Raw genomic sequence first — 19,998 nt, 5'->3', positions numbered from 1 at the left:
GACAGGTGAGGATTGACCTGCATGCCCACTCCAATGTCTCCGACGGCACGGAGAAACCCGCCGAGGTAATGGCGTCCGCCGCCCGCGCCGGACTGGATGTGGTGGCACTGACCGACCACGACTCAACGGATGGCTGGGCGGAAGCGTCCGCGGCAGCTGTTGAACAAGGGGTGGCACTGGTGCCCGGCATGGAGGTTTCCTGCCGGACCGGGGAAGGCATCAGCGTCCACCTCCTGAGCTACCTGCATGATCCCGCCCACGCGGGTCTGCTGGAGGAAATCACCAAAGCCAAGGACGCCCGGCTCACCCGCGCCGAGCGGATGGTTACGCTCCTGGCTGAGGATTATCCGCTCACCTGGGACGACGTCATCCACCACGTGGCTCCCGGCGCCACCCTCGGACGCCCCCACATCGCCGACGCCCTCGTGGCCGCAGGGGTGGTGGAGGACCGTTCCGAGGCCTTTGCCACCATCCTCACCTCGCGTTCGCGCTACTTCATCCAGCACTACGCACCGGACCCCGCCACCGCCGTCGAACTTGTCCGCGCCGCCGGGGGAGTCCCGGTGTTTGCCCACCCTGTGGCCTCCGCACGCGGCAGGACAGTCGGGGAGCGTACCTACCGGGAGATGATCGACGCCGGCCTGGCAGGCCTGGAGATTGACCACCGCGACAACCCGGAGGAAGGGCGCGCGTTCCTCCGGCGGCTGGCGGCGAAGCACGACCTGCTGGTCACGGGATCCTCCGATTACCACGGCACCGGCAAACCCAACCTGCTGGGTGAAAACCTCACGGCGCCGGATGTCCTTGCCCGGATCGAGGACCTGGGGACCGGGACCGCCGTCGTCCGCCCCTGACCCTTCCCAACTAAGTAGCAGCACATGTCGTTTTGGGCGGTCAAAACGACAGTTAGTGCGACCTAGTTGGGCTGGCGGGTCACGAGGGTGGCGTGCGCACCCAGGCGCTTCGCCATGATGTCCACGGCGGGCTGGTTCTGGTCCACGCACACGAACCTGCGGCCCAACTTCGCAGCCACCGCGCCCAGCGTTCCGGAGCCGGCGAAGAAGTCCAGGCACCAGTCACCGGGCCGGCTCGACGCGGCCACCACGCGGCGGACCAGGCCCTCCGGCTTCTGCGTGGGGTAGCCCGTTTTTTCCTTGCCGGTGGGGGAGACGATGGTGTGCCACCAGACGTCGGTGGGCAGCTTGCCCAGCTCGCGCTTGGCCGGGGTGACCAGTCCGGGGGCCATGTACGGTTCCCGGTCCACCTCGGCGCTGTCGAAGTGGTACTTCGCCGGGTTCTTGACGTAGACCAGGATGTTGTCATGCTTGGTGGGCCAGCGGTTCTTGGCGCGGGCGCCGTAGTCATAGGCCCAGATGATTTCGTTCAGGAAGCATTCCCGGCCAAAGATGGCGTCCAGCATCACCTTGGCGTAATGAACCTCGCGGTAGTCGAGGTGCAGGTACAACGTCCCGTCCTCAGCGAGCAGCCGCCACGCTTCCACGAGCCGTGGCTCCAGGAAGGACCAGTAGTCGCTGAACGCGTCGTCGTAACGGTGCAGGGCGCCCTTGATGGTGTCATAGGAGCGGCCCTTGAAGCCCACGCGGTCCCCGCCGCCCTCGGCGTTGGCCACCATCCTGGTCTCCTGGCGCCGCTGCGGCCTGCCCGTGTTGAAGGGCGGATCCACGTAAATCAGTGTGAAGGCGCCGTCCGGCAGCGTGGGGAGGTACTCCGCGTTGTCCGCGTGCACCACCAGGCTGCCGCCGTCCGGCGCCCAAACAGTGTCAGTCATCAGGGCAGTTAGCCCTCAGTGCCAGGCTGTGCACCCTTGTCGGTGCCGGCAACCACTTCGCCGTTCCGGCGGCGGGTCCGGGTCCGGGTGCGGCGGGCACGCGTGGGCTGCTCGCCGTCGTTCGATGCAGCCTCGCCGGCGGGGCCGGCGGCCGCTGAATCGGGCGTACGACGGCGGCGCTCGCCCGAGCGGCCGCCGGACTCGCCACCCCGTCCGCCTTCACGTCCGCCTTCCCGTCCGCCTTCGCGGGTGCCTTCGCGTCCGCCTTCGCGGGTGCCGGGGCGGCCCTGGCGTCCCCGTCCGGCGCGGTCGCGGCCGTCCCCGCCGCGGCTGTTCTTCTTGCCCGTCTCGCCCAGGTCCTCGAGGACCTCGGCGTCCACCCCGGCAAGCGTCCGCTTGTCACGCGGCAGCCGGCCCTTGGTGCCCTCGGGGATATCGAGGTCCGTGTACAGGTGGGGCGAGGACGAGTACGTTTCCACGGGCTCGGGCACGCTCAGGCCCAGGGCCTTGTTGATCAGTCCCCAGCGCGGCATGTCGTCCCAGTCCACGAACGTAACCGCTGTGCCCTTGTTACCGGCGCGGCCGGTGCGGCCCACCCGGTGCAGGTAGATCTTCTCGTCTTCCACGCACTGGTAATTGATGACGTGGGTGACGTCCTCGACGTCGATGCCGCGGGCCGCGACGTCCGTGGCCACCAGGACATCCACCTTGTTGTTGCGGAAGGCACGCAGGGCCTGTTCGCGGGCACCCTGGCCCAGGTCGCCGTGGATGGCGGCGGCGGCGAACCCGCGGTCCACCAACTCCTCTGCCACCTTGGCGGCGGTGCGCTTGGTCTTGGTGAAGATGATGGTGCGTCCGCGGCCCCTGGCCTGGAGGATGCGGGCCACCACCTCGGTCTTGTCCATGCTGTGGGCGCGGTAGATCAGCTGGCGGATGTCGCGCTTGGTCAATCCCTCGTCGTCCGGATCGGCGGCGCGGATGTGTGTGGGCTGCGTCATGTAGCGCCGGGCCATCGCGATGACCGGGCCGGGCATGGTGGCGGAGAACAGCAGGGTCTGCCGGACGGCCGGGGTGGCGGCGATCAGGGTCTCCACGTCAGGCAGGAACCCGAGGTCCAGCATTTCATCAGCCTCGTCAAGGACCACGATTTTGACGTTCTTGAGGCTCAGGTGCCGTTGCTTGTAGAGGTCGATGAGGCGTCCGGGGGTGCCAACCACAACCTCCACGCCCTGCTTCAGCGCCTCCACCTGAGGCTCATAGGCACGGCCGCCATAGATGGTGGCGATGCGGGCATTGCGCTTGCGGGATGCCGTCTGCAGGTCGTTGGCCACCTGCACTGCGAGTTCACGGGTGGGGACAATCACCAGTGCCTGCGGTGCACCCGGGACGGCCAGCTTGGCGTAGCCGGGGTCGTCCTGGCCGATGACACGCTGCAGGGCGGGGATGCCGAAACCGAGGGTCTTGCCGGTGCCGGTCTTGGCCTGGCCAATGATGTCGTGTCCGGACAGTGCCACCGGCAGGGTCATGGCCTGGATGGGGAAGGGGTGGGTGATCCCGGCGTCGGCCAGCGATTCTACGATGTCCTCGCGGACGTTGTAGTCGGAGAAGGACTTCTCCGCAATTTCGTGCGGCTTCTCGTCCGAGATGATGGTCTCTTCCGGCTCAATGGTCTCAGTGCCGGTCTCGTCTGTCAGAAGCTGGTGGGTATGCAATTCACTCACAGGGAGTTTCCTTATTCATTTGGGCATTGGCGCTGCCTGCTCAACGGACCGGCCGCAAGGCCGGTCCGGAGCACGCTCGAAGCGCGCAAGCAATTCCAGTGGAAGCCGATCGCGGGCTATCTAAATGCTGGCACTGGTGACCAGCGGGCAAATCTCAAGATCGCGTAGGGGCGGGCTTGTTGGTTTCAAATCAAGGAAATCAACGACCGGGCATCCATTTCTACTCCTCCAGTCTAGCGGCACAGGGCCTGAATACCGGCTTTTGCGCTTTGCAGGCCGGGAAGCTGGGCCTCCAGCGCGCGTCAGTCGACCAGTTCGAAGTGGACCTCACGGGTGGCGATGTCGGAGGAAAGCAGGCGGACGCGGACCTTCGTGCCTGACTCCAGATCGCCGGCGCAGCGGGCCGTTACGGCAGGTTCGGCAATCTGGATGACGCCGGAGCCGCCGTTCCCGTTTCCGTTCTTCCCGTTTCCGTTCCTGCCGTTGCCACCGTTCCCGTTGTCCTTCTGCGGCTTCGACCCGGAGATGACGATGGCATCGAACTCCTGGCCGACATGGTTCACCAGCAGCGCAGCTTCCACGGTATCCAGGGCCATCCGCTCCATCCGGGACGCCAGCTGGTCAGAGCCCGCCATGATCTCGGGCAGTGAGGGAAGGGCCTCCCGTGCCCAGCCGGGCACGTTGCCGCCATTGCTCAGGGCCTCACAGATCACCAGCACGAAACGGTCCACTAGCCGTCGCAGGGGAGCGGTGGTGTGGGCGTAGGCGGCACCGATGGCTGACTGGACCGCGTCCTCCGGGATGCTGCCGTCAAAGGCAGTGTAGGAGGCTCCACGGAACAGCATCCCTGCCGAGTGCAGGATCGCCAGCTGGCGGGGTTCGGTGGGGTCCAGGGTGCGCAGGTACTCGCCGTAGCCGGCCTGCCCGTCCCACGGTTTCCCCAGCACCTCAGTCTGGAGCCTGAAGTGGTTCAGGGAACGTTCATCGGGTGCCGGCATGGTCCGCAGGATCCCCACTTTGCCAGCCAGCATGAGCTGCGCCGCGGCCATCCCCGTCATGAGCGAGATCTGGGCGTTCCAGTCCTCAACGGGCAGCTGCGGGGCGGCGGCGATACGGTAGCCCCCATCCGGGAGCTGGACAATCTCCTGCTCCGGCATGTTAAGGCTGGCGCCGTCCCGCGCGCGTTCCAGCTCCACGCGCTTGAGGCCCACTTCTTTCAGCAGTTGCAGGACCGGGGATGCGCTCCCGGCATCCAGCTCGGCCTGCGCGCCCTTGTAGCTCAATTTGGCCCGGCTGCGAATCCTCGCCCGCCTGACAGCGACAGAGGTGACTTCCGCGTTCCCGTCCAGGCGGAAGTCCCAGACAAAGGCGGAACAGTCCTGCCCCGGCAGCAGGCTTCCCGCGCCTTCGCTGATCACCTCCGGATGCAGCGGAATCCGCCCGTCGGGGGCATAGAAAGTCTGCCCGCGGCGCCGGGTTTCGGTGTCCAGCGGACCGCCGGGCGTTACGAAGGCGGGAACGTCGGCGATGGCGTACAGCACGTGGTAGCCGTCGCCGTCGGCTTCGATGAACAGGGCCTGGTCCAGGTCGGTGGACGACGCGGGGTCGATGGTGATGAATTCGACCCCGGTCAGATCGTAGGCCGGCAGTTCCAGCGCAGCCACGGCGGCCTCCGCGTCACGGACAGCAGGTTCCGGGTACGGCCCCGGAAGTTCCAGCTCCGTCCGCAACGCGCCCAATGCCTCTTCCAGGGCGTTGTTGTGCTCATGGACGTTGGGAGCCAGCCGATGATGTGACACGAAAATCAGCCTAGCCGGAAGACCGTCGAATATGCAGGGCATCGGCTCCACGGAAGGGCCGGGCCGTGTTGCCCTGCCGGGCAAGTCAGGAACCGGCAGCATCCAGGGTGGCCAGGAGTGAGGCTGCCGCCGCGGCGGGGTCGGTCGCTTCGGTGATCGCACGGACCACCACAATCCTGCGGGCTCCGGCGTCCACCACCTGCTCCACATTGGCGTGGTCGATGCCGCCGATCGCGAACCAGGGCACCCCGGATCCGGCGTCACGGGAACCGGCAGTGGCTGTTGCGGCGTACCTCACCAGGTCCAGTCCGACCGCGGCCCTGCCGGGTTTGGTGGGTGTGGCCCAGACCGGCCCCACGCAAAAGTAGTCCAGGCCGGCGGGTCCGGCTGCGGCAGCGAGGGCGGCATCAACTTGGGCCGTCGTGTGGCTTGAGAGCCCGATGGCACCGTTGCCGTTGAGCAGGGTGCGTGCCGCCGGCAGAGGCAGGTCCTTTTGGCCGATGTGGAACACGGGCGCACCGGACAGCACGGCGATGTCGGCACGGTCGTTGACGGCCCACAACCGGCCGTGGCGCTGCGCGGTCTCCTTCAGGACGGCCAGGAGTTCCAGCTCCTCCGCCGCTTCGATGGACTTGTCGCGGAGCTGGATGATGTCCACGCCCCCGGCGAAGGCAGCGTCGACGAAGTCCGCGAAGTCGCCCCGGTCCCGGCGGGCGTCGGTGCAAAGGTACAGGCGGGCAGCCTTCAGCCCGAAGGTTCCTTCGGCTGTGGTGAAGGCATCGGTTGCGGAGGCGCCGGCAGCGGCAGGGGAGCGGGACACATTCATGGCTGCAAGCCTAGTTCCTCTACACTGGCCTCGTACTGCGGGAGCCCGTGGCAGCTGTCATAAAGCGCCCGGCTGAGAGGGCGTTAGAGCCGACCGCTTGACCTGATCCGGCTAGTACCGGCGTAGGGAAGGAACCACATGCGCATCCCAGACACAGCGCCCCCGGCGTCCCCGGACAGCACCATCCGGGCCGACGTAGCAGTGATCGGCGGGGGCGTGGTCGGACACGCGATCGCCTGGGAAGCCCAACGCTCGGGGCGCACCGTGGCGCTGATCGACGACGCGCCGGGCTCAGGTGCCAGCTGGGCGGCTGCCGGGATGCTCGCGCCCGTGAGCGAGTTGCACTACCAGGAGGAGGACCTCCTGGACCTCATGCTGGCGTCCTCGGCCAAGTGGCCCCGCTTTGCCACCGAATTGGAGGCCGCCTCCGGTCAGCGAACCGGCTACCTTCCGACACCGACCCTCGCCGTGGGTGCCGATGCCGCCGACCGCCAGGCACTGATGGACCTGCGCGCGGTGCAGGCGGCCAACGGACTTGCGGTGGAGCCCCTGACCGTCCGCGAGGCCCGGCGGCGTGAACCCCTGCTGAGCCCGGCCATCGCCTGCGCCCTCGACACACCCTCGGACCACCAGGTGGATCCCCGTCTCCTGGTGTCCTGCCTGCGGCGCGCCATGGCAGACCACGTTGCCCGCACCGGCGGCATCGGAACCGCAGCAGGGACGGTGGATGGCTACGCGGTGCCGGACCGGGCCCTGGGCCTGGTGTGGGCCGGCGGAGAAGTTGCCGGCGTCCGGCTCGCTGGCGGCGGCACCGTCCTGGCCGGCGAAACAGTGGTGGCCAATGGACTGGACGCCGGCGGCCTGTCGGACCTTCCAGGGGGCCTGCACCTGCCGCTGCGGCCAGTGCATGGGGACATCCTGCGCCTTGCCGTGCCCCGCCAGCTCCAACCGCTGGTGACTTCCACCGTCCGTGGACTGGTCCGCGGCGTGCCGGTGTACATCGTCCCCCGGGCGGACGGGACAGTGGTGATCGGAGCCACCCAGCGTGAGGACGCCCTCGCCGGGACTGATGCCCCGGCGCACCAAAACCCCTGCTCTGGCCGCAGCGGCGTATCCGCGGGCGGGGTCTACCAGCTCCTCCGGGACGCGCAGGTACTGGTGCCCGCTGTCGCCGAGCTTGAAGTGTTGGAGTGCACGGCGCGGGCCCGGCCGGGAACCCCGGACAATGCCCCGCTGCTGGGAAGGGTGCCGGTGTCTGGTGAATCAAGTCCCGGGCAGCCGGCTCACATCGCCGGCCTGATCATCGCCACGGGGTTCTTCCGGCACGGCGTCCTCCTCTCGCCCGTCGCCGCCGCCATCTGCCGGGATCTCTTGGACGGCACCGCGGACCCCCGCTGGGAGCCGTTCAACCCGGGCCGCTTTTCCGGCCATGAATCCCCCGCCCCAAGTTTCAACATCAAGGAGACAGCATGAAGATCACCCTGAACGGAAACCACCACTTGGTGGCTGAAGGGGCCTCCATCACTACGCTCGTCGGCGAGGTCACCGGCCGCGCACTCGGCCCTGACGGCCAGGCAACGGACGGCAAAAGGCTGGGCGTCGCGGTGGCACACAACGCCGTCGTGGTGCCCCGCAGCCAATGGTTCGCAACAGCGCTCGCCGACGGTGACGACGTCGAACTCGTCACGGCTGTGCAGGGAGGCTGACACCATGACGGAAAGCACCACCCTTCCCTCGGCTGGAGCGCCTGTACTGGACGACGCCCTGGTCATCGACGGCGTTCCCCTGGCATCCCGGCTGATCATGGGCACCGGCGGTGCCCCCAGCCTGCAGGGCCTGGGCGCGGCTCTCCTGGCCTCCGGCACGGCGCTGACCACCGTGGCGATGCGGCGCTATTCCACCGCGGAGACGGGCTCGCTGTTCCAGCTGCTGGTGGACCACGGCATACGGGTGCTGCCCAATACTGCCGGCTGCTTCACGGCCCGGGATGCAGTCCTCACGGCCGAACTCGCACGCGAGGCGCTGGAAACAGACTGGGTGAAACTCGAGGTCATTGCCGACGAGCATACGCTCCTCCCTGACGCCGTTGAACTCGTGGACGCAACCGAACAGCTGGTGAGCCGTGGCTTCAAGGTGTTCGCCTACACCAACGACGACCCCGTCCTTGCACTGCGGCTGGAGAACCTCGGCGCCACGGCGGTGATGCCGCTTGGAGCACCCATTGGCACGGGCCTGGGAATCCTTAACCCGCACAACATCGAGCTCATCGTCTCCCGTGCCTCTGTTCCCGTCGTCCTTGACGCCGGGATCGGCACGGCCTCCGACGCCGCACTCGCCATGGAACTCGGCTGTGACGCCGTGCTGTTGGCCACGGCGGTAACCCGGGCGCAAAACCCGGCCCTGATGGGGGAGGCATTCAAACACGCCGTCATCGCCGGTAGGCTGGCAAAAGCGGCAGGCCGCATACCCCGCCGCGAACACGCGCTGGCGTCGTCGGCGATGGAAGGTCGGGCGGAATTCCTGTAGCCCTCTACATCGTGCCGGCCGATGCCCCTGGACCAAGGAGCAACAGTGGCCGGCAAAGGTGTCCTTCCTCCGGAACAAATTGACGAAGCCCTTATCCGGCTGCCGGACTGGCGGTACAACAACGGCGGGCTGGTCACCGTCTTCAAGACGCCGACGGCGGCGGCCGCACTGACGCTGATCGCCGCCGTTGGACGCCTGGCCGAAGAGCAGAACCACCATCCGGACCTGGACTGGCGCTACAACTGCGTCTTCATCCGCTACAGCTCGCATGACGCAGGCGGGCAGGTGACCACACGGGACCTCGCTGCGGCAACCGGCGCCAGCGAGGCAGCGGCTGCCGTGGGGGCGAAAGCTGAACCGTCCCGCTACCCGCCCGGGCAGTAGCCGACCGGTTTTAAAGGACCGTGGCCGCCGCCCTGATGGGCGGCGGCCACGTGCACTGCGGCATTGCCAGGCTCAGCGGCGAAGGATCGCCGTGAGCCGCTGGGTGTCATGCCGGGCGCGGCTGCGGCCCAGGTAAAGGACGGCAGCGACGGCCGCGGCAGCGCCCAGCACGATGGGAAGGACCCACGGAAGCCAGGTCAGCCCCGGCAGGTAGCCGAAGCCCGCCGCCATCAAAACGATCCAGGCCAGGGCCCCCACAACGACGGCGACGCCCGCCGGCAGGCCCGCACCGTACTTGGTGTGCCGCTTGTCATTCGCCCAGACGATAAAGCCTGCGGCCGCCGTCGCCAGCACAACGATGGTCAGGGAAAGCATGGATCTCCTCGGGATTTGCGGCTATGCCAGCGGAGGCTAGAACTGGCCGAATCCTACGCGGCGGACCTCTTCGGCGCCGATCTCCACGTAGCCGAGGGCATTGCCGGGAATAATGATCAGGCGTCCCTTGTCGTCCGTGAGGCGAAGCTCGCTGCCGGCGTTGATGGCTTCGCCCACAACCTTGGCCACCGTCTCTGCGTCCTGGGTCGATTCCAGCACAATCTCGCGGCCAACATTCTGAACGCCGATCTTAATTTCCACAGGGGCCTCCCAGCCAGTCAAAGTTCGTTGATGATGTCTTATTTGTAGTCTAGGACTCCTTGGGGAAGCGAGAGATTCCGCGCCAAGCTAAACGGTAGATGAGGTCACTGGCCACATCGAGGTCCAGGTTGCCGTCCGTCTCGAGCCAGTAGCGGGCACTGACATGGGCCATTCCGGCAAGTCCCCGCCCCAGGAGCTCCGCTTCAAGATGGGGGAGCTTCGTGTCCTCGGCAATAACGCGTGCAATTGCATCGGCGAAGGTGCGGTTGAACGTCTCCAGCCGCGAGCTGACATCGGGGTCGTTGATGAGGTCGGATTCGAAGACCAGGCGGTGGGCTTGGTCGTCGTTGGCAATGAATTGGAAGTAGGCCCGCATGACGGCCTGCACGCGTTCCTTATTGTCGGTAGTGGAGTTCAGTGCCCCGAGCATCAGCTCCGTGAGGGATGCAAGGTGGCTTTCCAGCAGTGCCAGGTACAGCTCCCGTTTCGACGGAAAATGCTGGTACAAAACGGGTTTGCTCACGTGGGCCGTCTCAGCGATTTCGTCCATGGCCGCGCCGTGGTAGCCGTTCGCCACGAACACTTCCTGGGCTGCGGAAAGGAGCTGGGCGCGGCGCTCGTCCCGGGGAAGCCGGGCGGAGCGCTGTCCTGCCGGACGCGCGGAAGCCTGCGGTTCGGCGGCGGGCGGGCGGCCAGCCCGTGCTTCATGGACCACGCTTGTCCTTCTTTCCGTTGCAGTTACCTCCACTTTACTGCGGGGTAATATGACCCGGCGGTACCCCGGGGCATACATTGAAGTATGGCTTCGACTTTCACCGCAAATGTTTCATCTGTTTCGTTGGATCCCCTGGTGGAACCCGCCGGTGAGCTCACCCCTGCGGAGGTGGAGCGCTACTCCCGGCACCTCATCATTCCCGAAATCGGGACCCTCGGGCAGCGGCGGCTCAAGAATGCGAAAGTCCTGGTGATTGGCGCCGGCGGGCTGGGATCGCCGGCGCTGCTATACCTGGCGGCAGCCGGTGTCGGAACCATCGGCATCATCGATGACGACGCCGTGGACCTTTCCAACCTGCAGCGCCAGGTCATCCACGGCGTGGCCGACGTAGGCAGGCCCAAGATCGAGTCGGCCCGGGACGCCATCGCCGCGCTCAACCCGCTGGTGGACGTCCGGCTGCACGACGTGCGCCTGGACGCTTCGAATGCCCTGGAGCTGTTCGCCGGCTACGACCTGATCCTTGACGGGGCGGACAACTTTGCCACACGCTACCTGGTCAACGATGCCGCAGCCATCCTCGGCAAGCCCTACGTCTGGGGATCAATCTTCCGGTTCGACGGCCAGGTCAGCGTGTTTTGGGCAAAGCACGGCCCCACCTACCGCGACCTCTACCCGGAGGCACCGCCCGCGGGCTCCGTTCCGTCCTGCGGCGAGGGCGGCGTGTTCGGCATGCTGTGCGCCGCCGTCGGATCGCTGATGGTGACGGAGGCAGTCAAGCTGGTTACCGGCGTCGGACGTTCCCTGCTCGGCCGCGTCGCCCTGTTCGATGCCCTGGGCGGCAGCTGGCGGGAGATCCGCGTGTCCAAGGACCCCGCGGCGGAGCCCATCACCGATTTGACGGACTACGAGGCTTTCTGCGGCATCACCCCTGCCTCGCCCGCGGATACCGAACACACCGTCACGGCCACGCAGCTGGCCACCATGCTGGCGTCCCGGAAAGCCGGGCTGAAGGACTTTGAGCTGGTGGACGTTCGGGAGCCGGGCGAATTCGACATTGTCCGGATCGACGGTGCCGTGCTGATTCCGCAGGGGCGGATCCTGGCAGGGGATGCCTGGGCGGAAATTCCGCAGGACAGGGACATCGTGTTCCTGTGCAAGGCCGGGACGAGGTCAGCCAACGTCCTGGCGGCGGCACAGAAGGCGGGCTACCAGCGGGTCAGCCATCTCGACGGCGGCATTCTCTCCTGGGTGCGCGACGTGGAACCGCACAAACCCGTTTACTAGGCCGGAACCCGCCAGAGACGCTCTCTCACTTTTGGCTTCAATTTGGGCGACGCTTTCTCACTCCCTCCAGGAAAGTGAGAGAACGTTGCCAGGTTAGGCGCAGGATGTTAGAGAGCGTCGCCGGGTGGGGCGTGGCCGGTCAGGCGCTCTCGAGTCCCTGGTGGTCCACCGGGCACTCAGCCGGGGCGGAAGCGCGGGCGGCGGGCTGCTCCACGGTGATGCCGTAAAGGGCCTCCAAGGCCGCCACATATTCATCCTGCTGGCCGTTGGCGGCCAGTTCCCGGGCGCGGACGGTGGGCACGTGCAGCAGCTGCTTCACCATGCGGCGGAGTGCGAATTCCACTTCCTCGGCCGCAGCGGTGCAACCGTGCCGTGCCCGGACTTTCTCCATCTCCGCATCCAGGACGTTCATGGTATGGCGGCGGAGGGCAACAATGGCCGAATCCACGGACCGCGCCTCACGTTCCTGTTCAAAAGCCTTGGCAGCGCCGTTGACGATTCCGCTTGCCTGGGCCAGCGATTCGGCCTGTTCCTGCGGCGCGGCGAGGCGGACTGATTCCAGGGTAAGGAGTTCGACGCCGTCGAGCTCGCCGACGGCGGGGTCGAAGTCGTGGGTGAGCGCCAGGTCGATGGCGATCAGCGGCTGGGGGGAATTGGCGCGGACCTGGGCCAGTTCATCAGCCTCCACCCGCGTGTCCGAGCCGCTGCAGCCAATCATGACGTCTGCTGCCGCCACTGCCGAATGGAGGGAATCGGCGTCGAGGGCGGTGCCGCCACGGGTGGCAACGAAGCCTTCGGCCCGGCCGGAGGAGGAGAAGACGGAGATGTCCGTGCAGCCGCGTTCGCGCAGCAGCGCCATGGTGGCGCCGGCATAGGCCCCGGTCCCGAAGACCACCACTTTCTTGGTCGCCCAGTCCGGGCTTTCGGAAAGATCGGTTGCGAGGTCCAAGGCCACCGAGACGATGGAAAGGCCGCGTGAGCCGAGCGCCGTCTGGGCGCCGACGTCTTTTGCCGTTTTGGACGCCGCCTGGAACAGCCGCACCAGGCCCGCGCTGGCCGTACCTTCGTGCTGGGCGGTGATGAGGGCGCGGCGTACCTGGCCCGCGATTTCCCGTTCGCCGACGACGGCGGAGTCGAGTCCGGCGCTGACGGCGAAGAGGTGCTGGGACACTTCAGGGCCGGTGCGGGTGCTGAGGGAGCGGGACACGAGCGGTTCGCTCAGGCCGCTGGCCTCGCTGATCTGGGCGACCAGCGCCGCGCGGGCAGCTTCGACGTCGTCCGGGTGGGGCGCCTCGCCGTAGATTTCGTAGCGGTTGCAGGTGGCAAGGACAACCGCACCCGTCACCGCCGGCGATCCGGAGAGAGCGGATGTGGCGATCCCGGAGGAACCGTTGCTCAACTGAGCAACGGTCTCAAGATCGATGTCGGCGTGTGTAGCCACCAATGAAAAAAGAACCACAGCAGACCAATCATAGCTTTTTCGTTCCTCGGTAGAACAACTCCCGGGCAAGTCACGGGCCTCCCGGTTCTGTGATTCCCGCCACGGCGGATTCCGCTCCTTCCGGGATGACAGGCTGTCGTTATCTTTTGGCGCTGATTTTCGGCACAATCAAAGGCATGACTCCTAGCCCTGCCGTCTCCGCTGCCGGCGCCCTTGCCGCTGACCATCCGCTGCTGGACGGCCGCACGGCCGACTCCCCGCTGATCACGGCCTACCGCGGCGGCAAGCCCTCCCGCCGGCCCGTCTGGTTCATGCGGCAGGCAGGGCGTTCACTGCCGGAGTACCTCAAGGTCCGTGAAGGCATCGCCATGCTGGACTCCTGCCTCCGGCCCGAGCTGGCATCCGAGATCACCCTCCAGCCGGTCCGCCGGCATGACGTTGACGCCGGCATCTTCTTCTCCGACATCGTCATCCCGCTGAAGCTCGCCGGTGTCGGCGTGGACATCGTTCCGGGAGTTGGCCCCGTACTCGATAAGCCTGTCCGCACCGCGGCAGACGTCGCAGCACTGCCGCAGCTAACCTGGGAAGCGCTGGAACCCATCCGCGAAGCGGTCCGGCTGACTGTGGCTGAACTCGGCAAGACCCCGTTGATCGGGTTTGCCGGAGCCCCGTTCACCCTGGCCGCCTACATGGTTGAGGGCAAGCCGTCCCGCGACCACCTTGGGCCGCGCACCATGATGCACGCCGACCCCGAAACCTGGGCCGCCCTGGCCAACTGGGCGGCCGACGCCTCCGGCATGTTCCTGCAGGCTCAGCTCGAGGCCGGCGCCTCGGCGGGCCAGCTGTTCGACTCCTGGGCAGGATCCCTGGGCCTCGCAGACTACACCCGGTTTGTGGCCCCGGCGTCGTCCCGCGCGCTGGACCACGTACGGCATCTGGGCGCGCCACTGGTCCACTTCGGCACCGGCACCTCGGAGCTCCTGGTGGCCATGCGGGACGTTGGCGTGGATGTGGTGGGCGTGGACTACCGGCTGCCCCTTGACGAGGCCAACCGCCGCCTCGGAGGCACCGTGCCGCTTCAGGGAAACATCGATCCCGCACTGCTGCCGGCACCGTGGGAAGTTCTCGAAGCGCATGTCCGGGAGGTCATCGCGGCCGGCGCCGCGGCACCCGGGCACGTTCTCAACCTTGGCCACGGCGTGCCACCCGAGACGAACCCCGATGTCCTCACCCGGGTAGTGGAGCTCATCCACTCCATCGCGCCGGAGTAACGCGTGGGCAGTTCGCCGTCCACGGCCCGGACCGCGCTGGTGCTGGGCGGCGGCATCTCCGGGCTGATCTCAGCCCGGGAGCTGGCGGCTGCCGGCTACCGGGTTACGGTCCTGGAGGCCGGGACTGCATGGGGAGGCTGTGTGGGCAGCCACGTAGTCGCGGGCCTGACCCTGGACAGCGGCGCGGAATCCTTCGCCACCAGGTCCGACGCCGTTTCGCAGCTGGCTGCCGAACTGGGGCTGGGAGCCAGGATTGTTTCGCCCCGGCCGGGCGGTGCCTGGGTCCAGTTGCCAGAAGGCCCGCGGGAGCTGCCCAAGACGGGCGTGCTGGGGATCCCCGCCAATCCTTGGGATCCGGAGGTCCGCCGGTCCCTGGGCTTCCTGGGCTCCCTTCGGGCCTCCGTGGACCGGATCCTGCCGGCCTCGGTAGGCGCAAGGCAGGACGTGACCAGCGTTTCCGCCCTCGTCAAGGCCAGGATGGGCGCCCGGGTCCTGGAACGGCTGGTCGCCCCTGTGGTGGGAGGAGTCCACTCTGCCGATCCCGGGCTGCTGGACGTTGACATGGTGGCACCCGGACTCCGCGCCCGGCTCCGGCAGCACGGTTCCCTCGCCGCGGCCGTGGCCGCCCAGCGGCGGGACCCCGCCGGCACCGCACGGACGCCAGGCCAGCCTTCCCCGTCCGCCCGGCCCGCAAAGGCAGGATCCGCCGTCGCCGGCCTGGAAGGCGGCATGCACACACTGGTGCGTGCACTGCTGGACGACATCCGCGGACGGGGTGTCACGCTTTTGGCCGGCACGCCCGCTGTCTCCGTCGCCCGCAGCGCGGAAGGATGGAGTGTTAAGTCAGCGAGGGCAATGTTCGACGCCGGCCTGCTGGTGGTGGCGGTGGACGGTCCGGCCGCCGTCGACCTGCTCGCGGGGGCAGTCCCTGCCGTTGCGGGGAAAAAGCCTGCCTCCGGGCCCGACGTCAAGCTCGTCACGCTGGTGCTGGACAATCCCGCCCTGGACCGCCGTCCCCGCGGCACGGGTGTGCTGGTGGCACCGCAAACCCCCGGTATCGAGGCGAAGGCGCTGACGCACGCCACCGGCAAATGGGACTGGCTGGCCGCTGCCGCCGGCCCCGGCCGGCACGTCCTGCGGCTTTCCTACGGCAGGGTGGACGGCGCGGCCGTGCACCCTGCCGGTCCGGAAACGGATGACGCCCTCTTGGCTGCCTCCCTCCGCGATGCCGCAGCCCTCCTGGGAGTTGGCATCAGCAGGGAAAGCGTCCTGGACTGGGACGTCGTCCGCTGGCGCGGCGCCCTGCCGTTTGCCGCCGTCGGCCACCGGGCACGGGTGACGGCCATCCGGGAAGCCTGCACGGCGGCGGGAGGCCTCGCAGTGGTGGGCGGCTGGGTGGCCGGCAACGGACTGGCCGCCGTGGTGTCCGACACGCGGCAACAAATGCGGAATCTGGCTGGCTGAACGTCTCCGCTGGTCAGCGGTTTATTCAGCACCGGTCGCGTGCCCGACAGGTGCCCCTGGCGGGTGTCACCAGCTTTCCATTCCGGCTGCTCCATGGTTAGTGTCGAGAACTATGGTTCAAAACAGGTCCGAGCTTTCAATGTCCCGGACCGGTATCCATGGGGGAATCCGACGCGGCGGCTATGCCGCGGCGATCGGAGCGGTACTGGTTCTAGCCACAGGCGTCCCGGCGTCCCAAGCAGAAGAAGGGGTGTCCGGTTCCGGCAACCCCAAAGTCCCGGTCACGCAGGAAACAGGCTCCCGGCCGCAGGAAGCGTCCCTGCGGGGGAACTCCGGGGAAGCCGGGCAGAACGAAAAGAACTCCAACGGCAAGGGGGCCGCAGGTAAGGGCAAGCCCGCGCAGCAGCAGGCTGGTCCTACTCCGTCAGCCCCGCCTTCCGGTTCGGTGCTGTCGGTGCCCACGGCACTCCTTCCGGCTGTAACTGCCACCCTTTCCCCGTCCGCGACGGCCGTGCCCACACCGACGTCGTCGGCGTCCGCTGCTGCGACTGGTGCCGAACCCACCGCGAAGGCACCCGCCGGCGCCGCGCCTGCTGCGGCCCCTACGCAGACCAAGTCTGCTCCCGTGCCGTCGCAGGCCGGGGCCACCGCGGCCCCAGCCGGCTCAACCCCTGCCTTGACGCCGACACCTCCCGCTGCGTCAGCACCTGCCGCCGCCGGGTCCTCCGCCCCTAAAGCTGGCCCCGGGGCAGCGCCGGAATCCGGTGCGGAGAAATCCATGGAGTCCGGGAAGCTTCCGACGGAAAAGGCCACTACCGCTGCGGGGACGGCAACCGGCGCAGCCGCCGGTGCGGCCGGCAGCCAGGCGGGCGATGCACCGCCGTACGACGTGCCTCAGGCCCGCACTGGGTGGACGCCCTACAGTGCCGCCAGCAGTCCGGTGAGCCGTGCCACGCTGAATGCGCAGCCAGAACCGCGCAGTGCCATGGTGTGGCTCGGTTCCGGCCTGGTGGGGGTGGCCGGTGCGGCCGGACTGGTGCTGTTCCGCCTGCGCAATCTCTAGCCTGGAAGCCGCTGCTGACACAGGGTAACGAGCGCAGGTGTGATGTTTAACACTTCTACACGTTGTAGAAGTTGTCGGTTTCGACTTGGCGGGTACTAAAGGGCAAACTTGTAACCATGAGCCACACTTCTGCCGAATCTGTCACTAAAACCGAAGAATCAGCTGAGCAGTTCTTTACCCTCTGGACGGTCTTCAGGCGGTCGGAGGCAGTGGTCCGCAGTGCGGATGCCGCCGCCGATTTCGAGGCCCTGCTGCTGCGGCTGGCCGAGGGACGGGTGACCCACCGCGGCAGCTACGACGTCTCAGCCATGCGCGCCGACGCGGACGTCATGGTGTGGCTCCACGGCCCCAAGCCCGAAGCACTGCAGCAGGCCATCCGGGACATCCGCCGCAGCTCGCTCTTCGCCGGAACGGAAATCGTTTGGTCGGCTATGGGCGTCCACCGCGAGGCGGAGTTCGCCAAGAACCACACGCCCGCCTACTCGCGCGGTGTTGCACCGGCGGAATGGCTGTGTGTCTACCCGTTCGTCCGTTCCTACGAGTGGTACATCCTGCCTGAGGCGGAGCGCGGCAAGATGCTCCGCGACCACGGCCTGCTCGGCCGGGACTTCCCGCAGGTCATCTCCAACACGGTGTCTTCCTTTGCACTCGGTGACTGGGAATGGATCCTCGGGCTGGAAGCACCCGAGCTCGTCGACCTGGTGGACCTCATGCGGCATTTGCGCGCCACGGAGGCACGCAATCACGTCCGCGAGGAAATCCCGTTCTACACGGGCCGCCGGATCTCCGCCGCCGAGGTAGCCGAGGTGCTGGCATGAGTTCCCTCGATCCCCAGGGCCTCACCGCCGCCAATCCCGTCACCGAGGCCGGCCGCATGGCCCCCAAGAACTACGACGCCGTCCTCCTCGCCTCCTTCGGCGGCCCCGAAGGCCAGGAGGACGTCATCCCCTTCCTGCGCAACGTCACCCGCGGCCGCGGCATCCCTGACGAGCGGCTCGAGGAAGTCTCCCACCATTACCGTGCCAACGGCGGCATCAGCCCCATCAACCAGCAGAACCGCGAGCTGAAGGCTGCGCTTGAAGCCGAGCTGGCAGCGCGCGGGATCGACCTTCCGGTGCTGTGGGGCAACCGCAACTGGGCGCCGTACATCCCGGAAACCCTGCAGGACGCGTACGACGCCGGCCACCGCCGCCTGCTGATGATCACCACCAGTGCCTACTCCTGTTACTCCAGCTGCCGCCAGTACCGCGAGGACATTGGCATGGCGCTGACTGAAACAGGCCTGGACGGCCGCCTGGAAGTGGACAAGGTACGCCAGTACTTCGACCACCCCGGATTCGTGGAGCCGTTCGTGGAAGGCACCGCGGCGGGCCTCGCCGACGTCCGTGCCAAGCTCGCCGAGGCAGGCACTGCGGATGCTCCTGTCCAGATTCTCTTCGCCACCCACTCCATCCCCACCCGGGACGCCGAGGCCGCCGGTCGGTCCGAGGGCGAACCGCGCGAGTTCGAGGAGGGCTCGGCGTACGTGGCTCAGCACCTGGCAACCGCTGCGGCCGTCATCCAGCGGGTCGAGGAAGATTCCGGCCTCACCGCGCCGTGGTCACTGGTTTACCAGTCACGCTCCGGCGCCCCGCACGTGCCGTGGCTTGAGCCCGACATCAACGACGCCATTGAGGAACTCGCCGGCCAGGGCATCAAGGGCATCGTCATTGTGCCGCTGGGATTCGTCAGCGACCACATGGAGGTTGTCTGGGACCTGGACACCGAGGCCCTGGAGACCTGTGCCAACCTGGGGCTGGCCGCCACGCGTGTTCCCACGCCCGGCACGCACCGCAAGTTCGTCAACGGCCTGGTGGACCTCATCTGCGAACGCACCGAGGCAAACTACATCGGTGACCGTCCAGCCGTGACGGACCTGGGTCCCTGGTACGACGTCTGCCGGCCAGGGTGCTGCGCCAACTTCCGCGGTGAGAAGCCTACTATTTCCGGAGCGGACACCACTGTGGGAACAGGCCACGACCCGTATCCTGCTGCTTCCGGGCAGCCGGGTGCATCGCAGGGAGCTGCACAGCAGTGACAGTCCGGATCGGAACCCGTGCCAGCAAACTGGCACTGACGCAGACGCAGCAGACCGCCGACCAGCTGGCCGCCGTCGGAGGCTTTCCCGTCGAGCTCGTCCATATCAGGACCGATGGCGACGTGCTCACCGGCTCACTGTCGCAGATGGGCGGCACGGGCGTCTTTGTGGCAGCCCTGCGCGATGCGCTGCTGCGAAACGAATGCGATGTGGCCGTCCATTCGCTCAAGGACCTGCCCACCGGCGCAGCCGTGGGGCTGAGCCTGGCGGCGACGCCGCGGCGCGTGGACGTCAGGGATGTCCTCTGTGCCCGGGACGGGCTGAAGCTTGCCGATTTGCCTGCCGGCGCCACGGTGGGCACCGGCTCGCCCCGGCGGGCAGCCCAGCTCCGCGCAGCCCGGCCCGACCTGCAGATCCTGGACATCCGCGGCAATGTGGACACACGGCTTGGCCGGGTGCCCGGGCTTCCCGGCAACATCACCGACCAGGTAGTGCCCGGCAAGTCCTGCGACCTCGACGCCGTGGTGCTCGCCGCCGCAGGCCTGGAGCGCATCAACAGGCTCGACGCGGTCAGCGAATTCCTCGAAACCGACGTCATGCTTCCCGCCGCCGGGCAGGGTTCCCTGGCCATCGAATGCCGCACCGCCGACGCGCCCCGGAAACCCGGGTCAACGGAAGGATCCCAGGCCGTGCTCGCCCAGGCACTCGCCGCACTCGACGATCCGGACACCCGGCTGGCGGTCACGGCGGAGCGGGCCCTGCTGGCCCGGCTCGAGGCCGGTTGCGCGGCTCCCGTGGGCGCGTACGCCTACCGGAAGGGCAGCACGCTCCACCTCGAGGCCGTTGTCTGCGCGGTGGACGGCACCGCGTCCGTCCGCGACAAACGGGCAACCGACGGGCTCACCGAAGTGGGAGCCACCCTCTTGGGCATTGAACTGGCCGAAGTCCTCCTTGCCGGCGGTGCCGCCGACATTGCAGACCTTCAGGCATCCTGACCTGGCC

The 19,998-nt window shown here is 67.7% G+C and carries 20 protein-coding genes and 1 riboswitch; of the genes, 12 read left to right on the top strand and 8 right to left on the bottom strand.

Annotation, left to right across the window (positions count from 1 at the left end; translation table 11 throughout):
* Positions 1-5 precede the first annotated feature (5 nt).
* Positions 6-854 (top strand): PHP domain-containing protein, encoded by an 849-nt coding sequence (locus AC5RUU_RS00485; protein ID WP_493973274.1) that lies wholly within the window; start codon positions 6-8, stop codon positions 852-854.
* Positions 855-916: 62 nt separating this feature from the next.
* On the opposite strand, the gene AC5RUU_RS00480 is transcribed toward AC5RUU_RS00485, so the two are convergent.
* From AC5RUU_RS00480 to thiE, 4 genes are all read right to left on the bottom strand, one after another.
* The gene (locus tag AC5RUU_RS00480) at positions 917-1,789 is read right to left on the bottom strand and encodes a DNA-methyltransferase (protein ID WP_493973273.1); all 873 of its coding nucleotides are present in this window, start codon (positions 1,787-1,789) and stop codon (positions 917-919) included.
* 8 nt (positions 1,790-1,797) lie between these two features.
* Entirely contained in the window at positions 1,798-3,510 is a 1,713-nt protein-coding gene (locus AC5RUU_RS00475) for a DEAD/DEAH box helicase (protein WP_493973272.1), read from the bottom strand.
* 302 nt (positions 3,511-3,812) lie between these two features.
* On the bottom strand, positions 3,813-5,309 hold the full coding sequence (locus AC5RUU_RS00470) for an RNB domain-containing ribonuclease (protein WP_493973271.1): 1,497 nt from the start codon (positions 5,307-5,309) through the stop codon (positions 3,813-3,815).
* Between the two features lie 85 nt (positions 5,310-5,394).
* Positions 5,395-6,135, bottom strand: a complete 741-nt coding sequence (thiE, locus tag AC5RUU_RS00465; RefSeq protein WP_493973270.1) for a thiamine phosphate synthase — start codon at positions 6,133-6,135, stop codon at positions 5,395-5,397.
* 27 nt (positions 6,136-6,162) lie between these two features.
* Positions 6,163-6,281: riboswitch (TPP riboswitch) on the top strand.
* On the opposite strand from thiE, the gene thiO reads away from it, so the two are divergent.
* The 4 genes from thiO to AC5RUU_RS00445 all read left to right on the top strand — a co-directional run bounded on the left by thiO (position 6,274) and on the right by AC5RUU_RS00445 (position 9,045).
* Positions 6,274-7,608, top strand: a complete 1,335-nt coding sequence (gene thiO / locus AC5RUU_RS00460) for a glycine oxidase ThiO (protein WP_493973269.1) — start codon at positions 6,274-6,276, stop codon at positions 7,606-7,608. (Overlaps the previous riboswitch by 8 nt.)
* A complete protein-coding gene (gene thiS, locus AC5RUU_RS00455) occupies positions 7,605-7,841 on the top strand; it encodes a sulfur carrier protein ThiS (RefSeq protein WP_493973268.1) in 237 nt (78 codons plus the stop codon). Before thiO ends, thiS begins: the two co-directional genes overlap by 4 nt.
* Positions 7,842-7,845: 4 nt before the next feature.
* Entirely contained in the window at positions 7,846-8,661 is an 816-nt protein-coding gene (locus AC5RUU_RS00450) for a thiazole synthase (RefSeq protein WP_493973267.1), read from the top strand.
* A gap of 45 nt (positions 8,662-8,706) precedes the next feature.
* Complete coding sequence (locus AC5RUU_RS00445) at positions 8,707-9,045, top strand: 4a-hydroxytetrahydrobiopterin dehydratase (protein ID WP_493973266.1); 339 nt, start codon at positions 8,707-8,709, stop codon at positions 9,043-9,045.
* Between the two features lie 72 nt (positions 9,046-9,117).
* Here AC5RUU_RS00445 and AC5RUU_RS00440 read toward each other — a convergent pair whose 3' ends face one another.
* The 3 genes from AC5RUU_RS00440 to AC5RUU_RS00430 are packed head-to-tail and all read right to left on the bottom strand — an operon-like array spanning position 9,118 to position 10,396.
* The gene (locus tag AC5RUU_RS00440) at positions 9,118-9,420 is read right to left on the bottom strand and encodes a hypothetical protein (protein ID WP_493973265.1); all 303 of its coding nucleotides are present in this window, start codon (positions 9,418-9,420) and stop codon (positions 9,118-9,120) included.
* 36 nt (positions 9,421-9,456) lie between these two features.
* Positions 9,457-9,681, bottom strand: a complete 225-nt coding sequence (locus AC5RUU_RS00435; RefSeq protein WP_493973264.1) for a DUF3107 domain-containing protein — start codon at positions 9,679-9,681, stop codon at positions 9,457-9,459.
* 49 nt (positions 9,682-9,730) lie between these two features.
* Positions 9,731-10,396, bottom strand: coding sequence for a TetR/AcrR family transcriptional regulator (locus AC5RUU_RS00430; RefSeq protein ID WP_493973263.1), 666 nt, complete (start codon positions 10,394-10,396; stop codon positions 9,731-9,733).
* Between the two features lie 84 nt (positions 10,397-10,480).
* Here AC5RUU_RS00430 and moeB point away from each other — a divergent pair, with 84 nt between their 5' ends.
* The gene (gene moeB, locus AC5RUU_RS00425) at positions 10,481-11,680 is read left to right on the top strand and encodes a molybdopterin-synthase adenylyltransferase MoeB (RefSeq protein WP_493973262.1); all 1,200 of its coding nucleotides are present in this window, start codon (positions 10,481-10,483) and stop codon (positions 11,678-11,680) included.
* Positions 11,681-11,819: 139 nt separating this feature from the next.
* Here the strand turns inward: moeB and AC5RUU_RS00420 are convergent, their stop codons facing one another.
* Positions 11,820-13,139 (bottom strand): glutamyl-tRNA reductase, encoded by a 1,320-nt coding sequence (locus tag AC5RUU_RS00420; RefSeq protein WP_493973261.1) that lies wholly within the window; start codon positions 13,137-13,139, stop codon positions 11,820-11,822.
* 158 nt (positions 13,140-13,297) lie between these two features.
* Between AC5RUU_RS00420 and hemE the strand changes: the two genes are divergently transcribed.
* The 6 genes from hemE (at position 13,298) to hemC (ending at position 19,991) form a co-directional block, all read left to right on the top strand.
* A complete protein-coding gene (gene hemE / locus AC5RUU_RS00415; protein ID WP_493973260.1) occupies positions 13,298-14,392 on the top strand; it encodes a uroporphyrinogen decarboxylase in 1,095 nt (364 codons plus the stop codon).
* A 3-nt stretch (positions 14,393-14,395) separates the two neighbouring features.
* Complete coding sequence (gene hemG / locus AC5RUU_RS00410) at positions 14,396-15,856, top strand: protoporphyrinogen oxidase (RefSeq protein WP_493973259.1); 1,461 nt, start codon at positions 14,396-14,398, stop codon at positions 15,854-15,856.
* Between the two features lie 139 nt (positions 15,857-15,995).
* A complete protein-coding gene (locus tag AC5RUU_RS00405) occupies positions 15,996-16,919 on the top strand; it encodes a hypothetical protein (RefSeq protein ID WP_493973258.1) in 924 nt (307 codons plus the stop codon).
* Between the two features lie 116 nt (positions 16,920-17,035).
* Positions 17,036-17,737: a hydrogen peroxide-dependent heme synthase gene (gene hemQ / locus AC5RUU_RS00400; RefSeq protein WP_493973257.1), complete on the top strand. Its 702-nt coding sequence runs from the start codon at positions 17,036-17,038 to the stop codon at positions 17,735-17,737.
* Complete coding sequence (locus AC5RUU_RS00395) at positions 17,734-18,996, top strand: ferrochelatase (protein WP_493973256.1); 1,263 nt, start codon at positions 17,734-17,736, stop codon at positions 18,994-18,996. The genes hemQ and AC5RUU_RS00395 overlap by 4 nt, the downstream gene beginning before the upstream one ends.
* Positions 18,993-19,991 (top strand): hydroxymethylbilane synthase, encoded by a 999-nt coding sequence (hemC, locus tag AC5RUU_RS00390; protein WP_493973255.1) that lies wholly within the window; start codon positions 18,993-18,995, stop codon positions 19,989-19,991. The genes AC5RUU_RS00395 and hemC overlap by 4 nt, the downstream gene beginning before the upstream one ends.
* Positions 19,992-19,998 lie beyond the last annotated feature (7 nt).

Source organism: Arthrobacter sp. K4-10C (assembly GCF_059090085.1).
This window is presented reverse-complemented; position numbering and strand designations above follow the sequence as displayed.

Excerpts from the sequence above, each read along its gene's own strand:
- AC5RUU_RS00480 (WP_493973273.1), bottom strand. The coding sequence starts at position 1,789 with ATGACTGACACTGTTTGGGCGCCGGACGGCGGCAGCCTGGTGGTGCAC.
- thiE (WP_493973270.1), bottom strand. The coding sequence starts at position 6,135 with ATGAATGTGTCCCGCTCCCCTGCCGCTGCCGGCGCCTCCGCAACCGAT.
- thiO (WP_493973269.1), top strand. The coding sequence starts at position 6,274 with ATGCGCATCCCAGACACAGCGCCCCCGGCGTCCCCGGACAGCACCATC.
- thiS (WP_493973268.1), top strand. The coding sequence starts at position 7,605 with ATGAAGATCACCCTGAACGGAAACCACCACTTGGTGGCTGAAGGGGCC.
- AC5RUU_RS00450 (WP_493973267.1), top strand. The coding sequence starts at position 7,846 with ATGACGGAAAGCACCACCCTTCCCTCGGCTGGAGCGCCTGTACTGGAC.
- AC5RUU_RS00440 (WP_493973265.1), bottom strand. The coding sequence starts at position 9,420 with ATGCTTTCCCTGACCATCGTTGTGCTGGCGACGGCGGCCGCAGGCTTT.
- moeB (WP_493973262.1), top strand. The coding sequence starts at position 10,481 with ATGGCTTCGACTTTCACCGCAAATGTTTCATCTGTTTCGTTGGATCCC.
- hemE (WP_493973260.1), top strand. The coding sequence starts at position 13,298 with ATGACTCCTAGCCCTGCCGTCTCCGCTGCCGGCGCCCTTGCCGCTGAC.
- AC5RUU_RS00405 (WP_493973258.1), top strand. The coding sequence starts at position 15,996 with ATGTCCCGGACCGGTATCCATGGGGGAATCCGACGCGGCGGCTATGCC.
- hemQ (WP_493973257.1), top strand. The coding sequence starts at position 17,036 with ATGAGCCACACTTCTGCCGAATCTGTCACTAAAACCGAAGAATCAGCT.
- AC5RUU_RS00395 (WP_493973256.1), top strand. The coding sequence starts at position 17,734 with ATGAGTTCCCTCGATCCCCAGGGCCTCACCGCCGCCAATCCCGTCACC.